We start from the raw sequence: 12,279 nt of genomic DNA, 5'->3' as shown, positions 1-12,279 counted from the left end.
GCTCAGCCCTTCGTCGCACCGGCCGTGAGGCCGCTCACCACATACCGCTGCGCGAGCAGGGCGATGATCATGACGGGAACCGTGATCACGACAGCCGCGGCCATGAGACCGCCCCAGTCGACGGCTGCGTAGCTCGTGAAGTTCACGATCGCCACAGGGAGCGTGCGGGTGTGCTGGTTGGACAGCACGAGAGCGAAGAGGAAGTTGTTCCAGCTGAAGATGAACGACAGGATCGTCGCGGTGGCGATGCCGGGCACGGACAACGGCAGCACGACGCGCACGAAGGCGCCGATCCTGCTCGATCCGTCGATCTGGGCGGCCTCCTCGAGTTCCTCGGGGATGCCGTCGAAGAAGCTCGACATGATCGCCACGACCAGCGGCATGGTGACGAAGACGTGGGTGAGGATCAGCACCGTGTAGGTGCCGACCAGCTGCATCTGCGAGAACAGGAAGTACCACGGGATCAGCAGGCTGACCCCGGGGATGATGCGCGCCATCAGCAGGTAGGCGGTCGTGTTGGTCGCCTTGAACCGCGCGATCCCGTACGCGGCGGGGACGCCGATGACGAGAGCCAGCAGCGTCGCGCCCGTGCCCACCACGATGCTGTTGAGGATGATCGGCCCGAAGGCCTGGGCGCCGAACACGGTCTCGAAGTTCTTCAGGGTGGGCGTGAACGAGAACGTCCTGCTCGGATCGATGATCTCGAGGTTCGTCTTGAGGCTCGCCAGCAGCATCCAGATCAGCGGGGCGATGAACGCGATCACGACGGCGAGGATGCCGAGCGCGCGCGCCCAGCCTCCGACGACCTGCGCCGGTCGCCGCCGACGGCGCATCCGGACCACGGTGGAGGGGGAGGTCGAGGTGTTCACAGCTTCTCCGCTCTCTTGCGCAGGATCGCGATGACCAGCAGCACGAGGATGATGAGGATGAAGAACAGCATCAGCAGCGCCGATGCGCGTCCGTAGCGGGAGTACTCGAAGGCATCGCTGTAGGCAAGGATGTTGAGCGTCTCCGCCTCGTTGCTGGATCCGCCGCCGCGGCCCTTCGTGGCGTAGATGATGTCGAACGTCTTGAGCGCGTCGATCGCACGCAGGATCGCCGCGGCGCCGATCACCGGAGACAGCAGCGGGAGCGTGATGTGGCGGAAGCGCTGCCACGCGTTCGCACCGTCGACGCGCGCGGCCTCGTCCGGCTCCTCGGGGAGGGTGGAGAGGCCCGCGAGCAGGATCAGGATGACCATCGGGGTCCACTGCCAGACGTCGATGAAGATCAGTGTGTTCAGCGCCGTGTCCTTGTCGGAGAGCCACCCCTGGGCGGGCAGTCCGATCGACTTCATGAGGACGTTGGCGAAGCCGATGGTCGGCTCGAAGATCACGAGCCACATCATGCCGACCGCGACGGGCGTCGCGACCAGCGGGAGCAGGATGAACACCCGCACGAGGCCCTGGCCACGGAAGGTCTTTCTCAGCAATAGGGCGATGGCGAGGCCGATGACGAGTTCGAGGACGAGAGCGACGATCGTGAAGTAGGCCGTGCGGCCGACAGCCGGCCAGAACCGGGTGACGTCGCCGAGCCAGTGCGCGTAGTTGTCGAAGCCGATGAACTCGAACGGCCGCGTGACGGCACCCTGCGCGTTGGTGAGCGACAGGAAGATCGTGTACCCGACCGGGAACGCGATCAGCAGAGTGATGAACACCACCGACGGGATGATCAGAATCCACTTCAGATTCGCATCGACCCAGTCGACGGGCTTGCGACGATAGGTCGTCACAGGCGGGCGGTTCTTGAGCGAGGTGCTCGACATCGTGGTCCTCCTCGACCAGCGGGGATGAGGGGGCGCCGCACTCTTCGGTGCGACGCCCTCTCCCGGATTACTTCTCGGAGTCGACCAGGTCCTGGAACGCCGTGTTGGCGGTCTCCGCCGCCGAGGCGACGTCTCCACCCTCGATCGCGGTGATCGCGGGACCGCCGATGATCTCGCGAGCGGCAGCGACCTGCTCGAGCTGCGGGCGGTCGTGCCCGACACCGTCCTCGCCGATGTTCCGGATGATCTCGACGAGGCCGGCGGGGAAGCTCGCCGTCGCCGCGTCGTCATCCCAGGCCGACTGTCGCGCGACCGGCACGGTGGCGTCGGCGAGCATCTGCGTGGTGTTCTCCTCGTTCGTGACCCACTTGATGAACTCCCACGCGGCATCCTGCTTCTTCGAGAACGCGCTGATACCGACTGTCTGCGGCACGATGTTGTAGAACTTCGAGCCCGCAGGGCCCTCAGGGAACCGTGCGAACGCGACCGAGTCGACGACGGCGGAGTTCGATTCGTCGAGGAACGTGTAGGCCTGGCTGTCGGCGTCGAGGTAGAACGCCGCATTGCCCTGCGCGAAGATCGCGGAGGCTTCGACCCAGCCCATGTTCGCGGCCCCTGGAGGGCCGTAGTTCTTCAGCAGGTCGCCGTAGAACTCGATGGCCTCGATCGCCTCGGGGCTGTCGATGGTGGCGTTGCCGTCTTCATCCTGGAAGTCGCCGCCGAAGCTGTAGATGAACGACGAGAGCTGGGTCACCAGGGGAACGCGGGCGCCGCGCATGGCGATGCCGTAGAAGCCGTTCTCCGGGTCGTTGAGAGCCTCGGCCGCCGCTTCGAGCTCGTCGAGCGTCTCGGGCGGCTCGATTCCGGCGGCCTCGAGCAGATCGGAGCGGTAGTACACGACGTGCCGCTCGGTCATCACGGGGACGCCGTAGACCACGCCGTCGAGCTGGACGGCCTCCCGCGCCGCAGGCTGGAAGTCCTCCCAGTTCCACTCGGCATCCGACTCGACGTAGTCGGTCATGTCGGTGAGCCAGCCGTTGCGCGAGAACTCCCGCATGACGTCCTGCACCTGGTAGGCGAAGATGTCGACGTCGTCGGACTGCGCGTTGAGCTTGACCTTGAGCGTGTCGTTGAGCTGCTCGTTGCCGTAGGCCTCGATGTTGATCTTGACGCCGGTCTCGTCCTCGTACGTCGAGGCGAGGGTCTTCAGACCTTCGGTCCACGGGCTGTTCGCCGCGATGATCGTGAGGTCGGTCACCTCGCCGTCGTCTGCAGCGGGGGTTCCGCCGCAGGCCGCGAGGCCGACGAGGAGTGCGCCGACCGCGGGGACCGCGAGGGCGGATCGCTGTGCTTTCCTGCTGAACATCTTCGTTCCTTATCTGTGGGGGTACTCGGGTGACCGGGTGGAGATCAGTTCGCGACGTGGACGGGGGTTCGTCCGGAGAAGACGTCGACGATCGCCTGGGCGGTGGCCCAGCCGATGCGGTCGTACGCCTCTTTCGTGTCGGCGCCCGCGTGGGGAGCCGTGACGACGGAATCGTGACGGAAGAGCGGGTTGTCGGGCGAGACCGGCTCATGCTCGAACACATCCAGGCCGGCACCCGCGATACGGCCGGAGTCGAGACCGCGCACGAGCGCGGCCTCGTCGACGAGTCCACCCCGGCTGGTGTTGATGAGCAGAGTCCCCTCGCGCATGAGGGCGATGAGCTCGTCGTCGACGAGATGGTGCGTCTCGGCGAGGTGGGGCACGTGGACGCTGACGATGTCGACGTCGCGCACGGCGTCCTCGAGCGACACGATGTCCACACCGGCCTTCGCCGCCGCGTCGAGATCGGCGTACGGGTCGTAGGCCTTGATCGTGAGGTCGAAGCCGGAGAGACGGGAGGCGAGGAGCCGTGCGATGGCTCCGAACCCGAGCAGACCGATCGACTTGCCGGCGAGCTCGCCGCCGACGTAGCGGTCCCAGCGCCCCGCACGCGCCGCCTCATCCATCCGAGGCAGTCGACGGAGCAGCGAGAGGATGAACCCGAGAGTCAGTTCCGCCACGGCCTCGGCGTTGCCACCCGGCACGTTGACGACGTCGATGCCCCGGGCGCGCGCGGCGGGCAGGTCGACGTTGTCGAGCCCGACGCCGAGCCGAGAGATGATGCGGAGAGCGGGAGCAGCGGCCAGAGCGTCCTGGTCGAACACCTCGACGCCCGCGACCGCCGCGTCGGCCGTGCCGATGTGCGCGAGCAGCTGCTCGGCGGTCCACGGCACGGTGGTCTGGTTCTCGATCAGCGTGAATCCGTGGTCGAGGAGGAGCTGCCTGCCACGCCCGCAGAGCTCCGCGTAGCGCACGGCTCCGACGATGACGGTGCGCCCTGCGCCGACCTCGGCTGTGCTGTCGTTCATCCTGCTGCCCTTCTGGAGGTGCGCAGCAGCGGAGGCCGGCGTCACCATCGACGATTTCTCAAAACTGTAAAACTGTTAACAATCAACATATGCCAGACTCACAGGCAGGTCAAGACACGATGGCGTGAACGGAGAGACATGAAAGCCCTACGACTCGTGGGCCCACGAATGTTGGAGTGGGACGAGCGAGAGATGCCCGTTCTCCGTCGGGGTCACGCGCTGGTCAGGATCGACCTCGTCGGCCTCTGCGGATCCGACCTCAGCTATTTCATGAAGGGCGCGAACGGCGACTTCGAGGTCCGTGAGCCTTTCGTACTCGGGCACGAGATCGTCGGCACCGTCGTGGCTGCGGGCGACGACTCCGTCGGTGTCGGCGATCGCGTGGCGGTGCACCCCGTCTGGCCGTGCCCCCGCCCGGGTGAGCGCGAAGTGGCTGCAGATCTCCTCGAGGAGCCCCCATCCTTCCTCGGCTCGGCATCGACGTGGCCGCACACCGACGGCGGCCTGCAGGAGCACCTGAGCGTGCGCACCGAACGGCTGCGGGTCATCCCACCGGATCTCCCGTCCGCGACCGCCGTGCTGGCGGAACCCACCGCGGTCGTACTGCACGCCCTCTCACGCGCGGGCGATCCGACGGGGCTCGATGCGGTCGTGTGCGGTGCCGGCCCGATCGGGCTGCTCGCCGTGCTGGCCCTGCGGCGGGCCGGTGCTCGCCGCATCACGGTGACGGATGTGCGAAGCGCTCCGCTCGCGCTCGCCCGTCGGATCGGGGCGGACAGCACCGTCGATCTCTCCTCCGAGCGCCCCGCAGCGTCGTGCGCCGACCTCGTCATCGAGGCGAGCGGGGTACCGGCCTCCCTCGAATCTGCGGCGGCGATGGCACGAGTGGGAGGGACGATCGTGCAGCTCGGCATGCTGCCCCGCGATCAGCGCCCGATCGCGCTGTCGGCGATCGTGACCAAGGAGCTGCGCGTCATCGGTTCGCATCGTTTCACGGGCGAATTCGATGACGCCCTGCGACTCCTGTCGGCGACCCCGGATGCTGCGGAGATCGTCACGACAGCACGATCACTGGACGACACAGCCGAGGCCTTCGCCGCCGTGGACGACCCGGCCGTCACCGGCAAGGTGGTCGTCGACGTGAACGGGGTTCTGGGCCGACGCGGGTGACTCACGCCTGGACGGTGCGCGGCGACTCCGGCAGTGCGTCGCGCAGGTGCCCCTTGGCGAGCGTGAGGTGCAGCTGGAGGCGCTTGACGGCCGCGTCGGCGTCACCGAGGCGGACGATGTCGAGGAAGCCCTGGTGATCCGCCGTCGCGGCGGGGATGTCGGGGGTGTCGCTCATCTCGAACAGGATGGCGAAGGTGCGCTGGTAAGGCCGCCACGCCTCCATCAGGCGTCGGTTCTTGGAGATCGTGTAGAACGACGTGTGGAAGTCCATGTCCGCCTCGGCGAACATCTCGACGTCACCGACCTCACCCGCCGCGCGCATGCGGTCGACGATGCCCTGCATCGCATCCCACTCCTTGGCGCTCCCGCGGGCGACCGCGAGTCGGATCGCCAGCGATTCCAGCGCCTCACGGAGTTCGTAGAGCTCCTCGACGCCCTCGATCCCCAACCCGCGGGTGTACAGCCTCTTGCGACGGCTCTCCAGCAGGCCCTCGGACTCGAGGCGGCGCAGTGCATCGCGAATGGGGCCGCGACTCACGTCGAAGCGCGTCGCGAGAGCGTCCTCGGCGAGATGCTCACCATGGGAGATGACCCCGGTGATGATCTCGACGCGCAGGCGGTGAGCGATCTGCTCGCCCATGCCCAGTGGTCGTGAATTCACCGATCCCCCCACTTCATCTGACAGTTAACAGTTATCCGAGTGTCACTCACCCGAGTGGGCGCCGTCAAGTCGCCCACTCGCCCGCACAGCGGATCCGCTCAGTCACGACGGTTACGGTGGCATCATGCGACTGACTGCCGATGCCGACCCCCGGCTGTGGATCCCCGTGACCGATTCGCTCGGATGGAAGGGCCGGCGGCACCGCAAGGCCGCGATCCGGATGCTGTTGGGGCAGGCGAACGCAGCGCTCGGCGTCACCGAACGCCCCGGCTCGCGTCTCGGCGCCTGGGCGATGAGTCAAGCCGCTCCGCTGCTGATGCGTCGCGCGGCAGGCCGGGTGCTGGTGTGGACGTGGAAGGCCGACCCCGAGCTCGTCGTCGCGATGGCGACGGTGCAGACGCTGACGCCGGAGGTGCGCATCGCTCGCGCGTCGATGCCGATGGACTATGACGACACGGTCTCGTTCTCGAGCCGATGGCTGGGGGCGGGCGAGAAGCTCGTGGTGCCGATGCCGCCGTCGCCGGCCACTCCTCCATTCGTGACGTACACATGGGACACGGGGACGCACCTCGTGACGCTGACGGCGGTGTGCAGCGACCGCGAGCGCTTCGGAACTCTCGACGGCGCTCTCGATGAGCTGGCGGGCAGCATCCGCGTGGCCGATGAGCTGACCGGGGGCGAGTCGCCCGAGGTCCTGCGGCTCGGGCCGGCCTGAAGGTACTCGATCCCCTCTGAGAGCGCCCGATCCCTGTCGCGCGATCGTGCCCGATCCCTGTCGTGTGAACGTGCCCGGTCCCTGTCGTGTGAACGTGCCCGGTCCCTGTCGTGTGAACGTGCCCGGTCCCTGTCGGTGGCACTCAGACCCGTAGCAGGGCACCGCGAACACGCGCCTTGCTCGGCAGACTGAGTCGTGGGGTGCGCCAGCGTTGTGCGGGATCCCACCATGCAGGTCCCCGCACCTGCGGGCGACCGTCTTTCATGCGGATCACCCAGCCCGAGGCACCGAGGCTTCGGTGATGCCACCAGCACAACGGCACACCGTTGTCCGTATGCGTGGGCCCACCCCGGGCATGCTCGATCACGTGATGGATCTCGCACCATGACGCCGGAACGTGGCATCCCGGAATCAGACACTCCCTGTCGCGGGCGACGATCGCCCGTCGTTGATGCACCGTGAACACGCGATCCGTGGTCGTCAGGCCGATGATCCGCCCCTCATCCATCAGCACGCGTTGGATCGCTCCGGTGCAGCCGGCCTGCGCGGCAATGGAGATCGGGACGTGGGCGCCGGATCCCTGGATCGTCGCCCACCCGCCGTTGTCGGCCGGTGCCGACGCGGTGTCCCCGAACGTGGCGCCTTCGCCATGACCAGCGTGCGAGGCGAGGTCTTTGGCATCGACGGTGACGACCAGAACCGGCGACGACCCGCCGAGGGTGGGCATGGCATTGTGGCGGGCAGCGATCGCGATGACCATCGCCACCGCGTCGTGGCGTTTCTGCGCCGCAGTGCGACCATCGATCACGCACCGCGGATCCGAATTGAACGGATCCTCGCCGTCTGCATCTGCATCTGCGCGTGCGCGAGAGTCCGCGTCCGCCCCGGCGTCGTCACCCGCATCCGCGGCAGAGCCGTCGCTGGGCGCGAAGTGCACGCCGGGCATCGGAGGCCCGTCGCCTTTGGGGTTGAGGATCGCGTCCATGATGAGCTGGAACTGCGCCGCCACGTCGGGGGTCAGATACCCGCGAATCGCGTGCACGCCGTCATGCAACCGACCGATCGTGATTCCGCGACGACGACAGGCCTCCTCGTCTTTCGGTTCTTCCCCATCGGGATCGAACATCGAGGCGAGGTCCTCCGCGAGCGCCTTCAGATCCTGCGCCGTCGGCGACGGACCAGGTTCATCCGCACCCGAGTCGTCATCGTCGGCGTCGATCTCGAGACCGTGCCCGCGGGCGCACCCCGCCAACGCGACATCCGCCGCCAGTCGCTGATCGATCGTGAGCCGATCCCACACTCTCTCGATCGGCCCCGTCGCCGCAAGGAACCCGGCCACTCCGACCACCCCGTCGAGCAACGCGAGCCGCATCTCCGACCAGCGCGCAGGCATCCTCTCCCCTGCCAGACTCTCCGGACGCCGCACCAGATCGACGGCCCTGTCGACCCGGCTGGCGCCCCGCACATCGACCAGGAGCGTCCGCTGCAGCAACTCGTTGAGCCCCCGACAGCCCGCCGAATGCGGGAAGTCCCCCAGATCGGCCGTTGCGACGGTCTCTACGATCACCGCCTCAGCCCGCCGGAACACCGCCCCCGCACCCTGCAGAACAGCCACCCGCTGCGCGTCGGTCAGCCCCGCGAGCGCATCATCGGACAGCACCGTATCGAGGTCGGCGATGACCCGATCCAGAAGCTCCGTGGTGCTGTCCATACCCGCAAGTCAACCCGGGACCACCGACATTCAAGGCCCGAGAACCCTCCTATTTACCCCAGATCAGATGCGTATTCCAATCTCCCGGAATGGGGCGCCACAGACCCTGCGGCGGTCCCCGCGACCCAGCCGGGACCCAGCACCCGAGACCCAGAGCCCAGGACTCGGTGCCCAGCCCGCAGGCCCAGCGCCCAGCCCCAGTACTCAATCCAGCCCTCCAGCCCCCAGCCCCCAGCCCCCAGCCCCCAGCACCCAGCCCCAGGACTCAGTCCAGCCCGCGCTCCGCGAGCCACTGCTTCGCGACGAGCACGGGCGCACGCACGAGCCACGCATCCGCGATGATCTCGGCGAGCCGATCCTTCTCGACGGTGTCGAGCTGCACGAGCAGCCCCGGGTACCCGTCGAAATGCGGGATGGAGAACAGCCCGTCCGGTTCGGAGGCGAGCAGCGCGGCCTTCTCCTCGAGGCTCGCCACCCGCACCCCGAGCACCGGGCCCTCGGGCCACTCGAGTCCGAGGTCGGCGAGCTGGCGCAGATCGACCTTGCTGGGACCGCGGATCCACGCGATCTGCCCGCTCGGCAGACGCCACGACGGCTCTCCCGTGTGACCGCCGACGCGTTCGGTCACCCCCGGGAGCGCGAGCGCGATCTCGCGTACATCCTCGAGGGTGACCATTCGCCTATCGTCCTCCCACACAGCGGCGACCACAATGGCCCGCGTCGACAGCCCGCGAGGCGGCAGAGCGCAGACTCAGCGCACGATACGCAGGGTGCGCACCTCGAACGGACGCAGGCGCAGTTCGCCGCCGAGCCGCGCGTCGTCGAGCGCGTCCTCGATCAGCGACACCTCGCGGATCTCCCGGTGGTCGAACTCGGCCGTGATCGACCCGATCGCACGACGACCGAGCGCCTCGTACAGTCGCACGATCACGTCGCCCGACCCGTCGTCCGCGAGCTTCACGCCCGAGACGACGATGCCCTCGCCGTGCACGGAGACGAGCGGGTCGACTTCGCGCGCACCACGCACGATCGCCGCCGGGTTGTTCATCGTGATGCCCTCGGCGGTCGCGATCGCGGCATCCGCTCCGATCACGAAGCCGACCGCGATTTCGTGCGGGCCGTGGTCGGTGTCGGGGTCGGGGAAGCGCGGTGCGCGGAGCAGCGAGAGGCGCACGGTGGTCGCCACCGCGTCATCGGACACCTCGCGGGAGGTGTCGTAGCCGTAGATCGAGTCGTTCACGAGGGCGACGCCGAAGTCCTGCTCGCGCACCAGCACGAACCGGTGCATCGAGGCCTCGAACTTCGCCGCCTCCCAGCTGGTGTTCGTGTGCGTGACCCGCGACTGGTACCCGAACTGCGTCTCGGCCTCGGTGTGCGTGGCCTGGATGTCGAGCGGGAATGCGAGCTTGAGCAGCTTCTCGGTCTCGTGCCAGTCGATCACGTTGCGCAGCTCCACCGTGCGCGAGGCCGGAGCGAGAGTGATCGTCTGCTCGACGGTCGACTCCGAGAAGGCCCGCGTGACGACGACCGTGGCGACGCCGTCGATGACGGATGCCGTGATCGACGCGACCCCGGTGAGGTCCTCGACGCTGTTGCGGTAGTACTTGTCGATGTCCCACGCGTCCCACATGTTCGGGAAGTCCTGGTGCAGCTGGAACAGGTTCGCCGCGCGCCCCTCCGCCACGACCTCGCGGCCCGACGCCCTGTCGACGGCCGACACGATGAGTCCCTCGGCGGAGATGAGCACGGAGACCAGGTCGTTCTCGAGACGCCAGCCGTCACCCTCCTCGGCGAGCGCGACATCCGGCTCGGCGCGCGCCTCGAGGAACGCGGCGCCGAGAGCCCGGCCCTCTCCGACCGAACTCGGCACGAACCGCAGCTCGCGGTCTCCGTCGCCGGCGAGCGAGCGACGGGCGGATCCGGCGAGCGTCTGCGCCTCGTCGATCACCCGGGACAGCACCTCGGACGCCTCACGATGCACCCACGCGATGGACGTGCCGGGAAGGATGTCATGGAACTCGTGCAGCAGCACGGTCTCCCACAGGCGGTCGATCTGCGCGGTCGGGTACTCGGCACCGGTGCGCACGGCATCCGTCGCCGCCCACAGCTCGGCCTCGACCAGCGCCTGCTCGGCCCAGCGATGCAGGGCCTTGGTGGCGTGCTGGCTGGTCAGGGTTCCGCGATGCAGCTCGAGATACAGCTCTCCGACCCAGACCGCGGGGTTCGGGATCTCGGCACGCGCGGCCTCGAAGAAGACGTCGGGATGCTCCCACACGACCTGCGCACTGCCCTCGAGGTTCTGCAGGCGCTGCGCCTTCCCGGTCATCTCGCGCGTCGTCCCCCCGCCGCCGTCGCCCCAGCCGACCGGTGCGATCGACCGCGACGACACCCGGTTCTCCTTGAACTGGCGAGAGGCCTTGGCGACCTCCATGCCGCTCAGCTGCGAGTTGTAGGTATCCATCGACGGGAAGTGCGTGAACACCTGCGAGCCGTCGATGCCCTCCCAGAGGAAGCTGTGGTGGGGGAAGACGTTCTGCTGGTTCCACGAGATCTTCTGCGTGAAGAACCATTCGAATCCGGCACGACGCATCAGCTGCGGCAGTGCGGGCGAGTAGCCGAAGCTGTCGGGCAGCCACACGCCCTTCGAGCGGATGCCGAACTCGCGCTCGAAGAAGCGCTGACCGTATGAGAACTGCCGCACCAGAGACTCTCCCGAGGGCATCACCGTGTCGGATTCGACCCACATGCCGCCCAGCGGCAGGAAACGCCCCTCGGCCACGGCGGCCTTGACGCGCGCGAACACCTCGGGCCGGTGCTCCTTGAGCCACGCGTACTGCTGTGCGCTGGACATGCCGTAGAGGAAGTCCGGCTGCTCCTCGATGAGCGTCGTCATCGACGAGGTCGTGCGCGCGACCTTGCGGATCGTCTCGCGCACCGGCCACAGCCACGCGGAGTCGATGTGCGCGTGCCCGACGGCGGAGATGCGGTGCGCGCTCGCCTCGGCCGGTGCGGCGAGGGCGGGCGCGAGACGGGCCCTGGCGTCGGATGCGGTCTCGGCGATGCGCTGCAGATCGAGCATGTCGAGCGCGTCATCCATCGCCTGGAGGATGCGCATGCGGCGGGGCGACGTCGCCGGCAGCTCGGCCTGCAGCTCGAACAGCACCTCGAGATCGAGGGACAGCTCGAACACCTCGGTCTCGAAGACGGCGAGGTCGAGGCGCCGCAGTCGGTACAGCGGCTCCGGCGAGGAGGTGCGGATGTCGCCCTCCTGCGTGGGCAGGAAGGGGTGGTAGTCGAGGAGCACGGGGTTCGCGGCCGCCTCCAGGTACAGCTCGACGGGCTCGTCGCCCTGCGCCGTCTGCGCGATGGGGATCCACTGGTTCCGCGGGTTGATGCTCTTCACCGGCGACCCGTCGGGGCGGTAGGCGAGCGCCTCGCACTGGAAGCCCGGCATGTTGATGTCGAACCCGAGGTCGATCACGGCCTCGACCCGGCGACCGGCCCAGTCGGAGGGCACCCGCCCGGAGAGCCGGAACCAGGTGGTCGACCAGGCCGGTCCCCACATGCTCGGAACCGACGTCCCGGCGAACTCGAGCGCGAGCCCCTCGGCGGGGCTGATCGGCTCACCGGGCAGCTCGACGCTCTCGACCGTCAGGGGCACGGATGCGGAGTGGATGGCCGGGCGGATGCGCTCTGCGAGGACGCGCGAGACGCGACCGACGGTGAGCGAGGTGTCGTCATGCATGGTGGGTGTTCTCCGGGCTCGACGGTGAGTGGGGGCTCGATGCGCGCCCGATCAGGGGCGGCTGCCGTCCATGCTATCC

10 protein-coding genes are annotated in these 12,279 nt (G+C 68.2%); 2 read left to right on the top strand and 8 right to left on the bottom strand.

The window, feature by feature from the left end; genetic code table 11:
* Nucleotides 1–2: 2 nt before the first annotated feature.
* The 4 genes from FQ142_RS02760 to FQ142_RS02745 form a co-directional block, all read right to left on the bottom strand.
* Nucleotides 3–869 carry a carbohydrate ABC transporter permease gene (locus FQ142_RS02760; RefSeq protein WP_149422111.1) on the bottom strand — a complete coding sequence of 289 codons (867 nt, stop codon included), beginning with the start codon at nucleotides 867–869 and terminating at the stop codon, nucleotides 3–5.
* Nucleotides 866–1,804 carry a carbohydrate ABC transporter permease gene (locus tag FQ142_RS02755; RefSeq protein ID WP_149422110.1) on the bottom strand — a complete coding sequence of 313 codons (939 nt, stop codon included), beginning with the start codon at nucleotides 1,802–1,804 and terminating at the stop codon, nucleotides 866–868. Before FQ142_RS02755 ends, FQ142_RS02760 begins: the two co-directional genes overlap by 4 nt.
* A gap of 67 nt (nucleotides 1,805–1,871) precedes the next feature.
* On the bottom strand, nucleotides 1,872–3,170 hold the full coding sequence (locus FQ142_RS02750; protein WP_149422109.1) for an ABC transporter substrate-binding protein: 1,299 nt from the start codon (nucleotides 3,168–3,170) through the stop codon (nucleotides 1,872–1,874).
* A 44-nt stretch (nucleotides 3,171–3,214) separates the two neighbouring features.
* Nucleotides 3,215–4,198, bottom strand: a complete 984-nt coding sequence (locus FQ142_RS02745) for a phosphoglycerate dehydrogenase (protein ID WP_188042283.1) — start codon at nucleotides 4,196–4,198, stop codon at nucleotides 3,215–3,217.
* A gap of 192 nt (nucleotides 4,199–4,390) precedes the next feature.
* Here FQ142_RS02745 and FQ142_RS02740 point away from each other — a divergent pair, with 192 nt between their 5' ends.
* A complete protein-coding gene (locus tag FQ142_RS02740; RefSeq protein WP_188042282.1) occupies nucleotides 4,391–5,368 on the top strand; it encodes a zinc-binding dehydrogenase in 978 nt (325 codons plus the stop codon).
* 1 nt (nucleotide 5,369) lies between these two features.
* Here the strand turns inward: FQ142_RS02740 and FQ142_RS02735 are convergent, their stop codons facing one another.
* Nucleotides 5,370–6,029, bottom strand: coding sequence for a GntR family transcriptional regulator (locus FQ142_RS02735; protein ID WP_188042281.1), 660 nt, complete (start codon nucleotides 6,027–6,029; stop codon nucleotides 5,370–5,372).
* 124 nt (nucleotides 6,030–6,153) lie between these two features.
* On the opposite strand from FQ142_RS02735, the gene FQ142_RS02730 reads away from it, so the two are divergent.
* Complete coding sequence (locus FQ142_RS02730) at nucleotides 6,154–6,744, top strand: hypothetical protein (protein WP_056414976.1); 591 nt, start codon at nucleotides 6,154–6,156, stop codon at nucleotides 6,742–6,744.
* A gap of 142 nt (nucleotides 6,745–6,886) precedes the next feature.
* On the opposite strand, the gene FQ142_RS02720 is transcribed toward FQ142_RS02730, so the two are convergent.
* The 3 genes from FQ142_RS02720 to FQ142_RS02710 form a co-directional block, all read right to left on the bottom strand.
* The gene (locus FQ142_RS02720; RefSeq protein ID WP_149422105.1) at nucleotides 6,887–8,455 is read right to left on the bottom strand and encodes an HNH endonuclease signature motif containing protein; all 1,569 of its coding nucleotides are present in this window, start codon (nucleotides 8,453–8,455) and stop codon (nucleotides 6,887–6,889) included.
* A 265-nt stretch (nucleotides 8,456–8,720) separates the two neighbouring features.
* Nucleotides 8,721–9,131 carry an MmcQ/YjbR family DNA-binding protein gene (locus tag FQ142_RS02715; RefSeq protein ID WP_149422104.1) on the bottom strand — a complete coding sequence of 137 codons (411 nt, stop codon included), beginning with the start codon at nucleotides 9,129–9,131 and terminating at the stop codon, nucleotides 8,721–8,723.
* 75 nt (nucleotides 9,132–9,206) lie between these two features.
* Nucleotides 9,207–12,200, bottom strand: a complete 2,994-nt coding sequence (locus FQ142_RS02710; RefSeq protein ID WP_149422103.1) for an alpha-mannosidase — start codon at nucleotides 12,198–12,200, stop codon at nucleotides 9,207–9,209.
* Between the last annotated feature and the right edge of the window lie 79 nt (nucleotides 12,201–12,279).

Origin of the sequence: Microbacterium sp. ANT_H45B (genome assembly GCF_008369345.1) — a bacterium.
Classification (GTDB): domain Bacteria; phylum Actinomycetota; class Actinomycetes; order Actinomycetales; family Microbacteriaceae; genus Microbacterium.
This window is presented reverse-complemented; position numbering and strand designations above follow the sequence as displayed.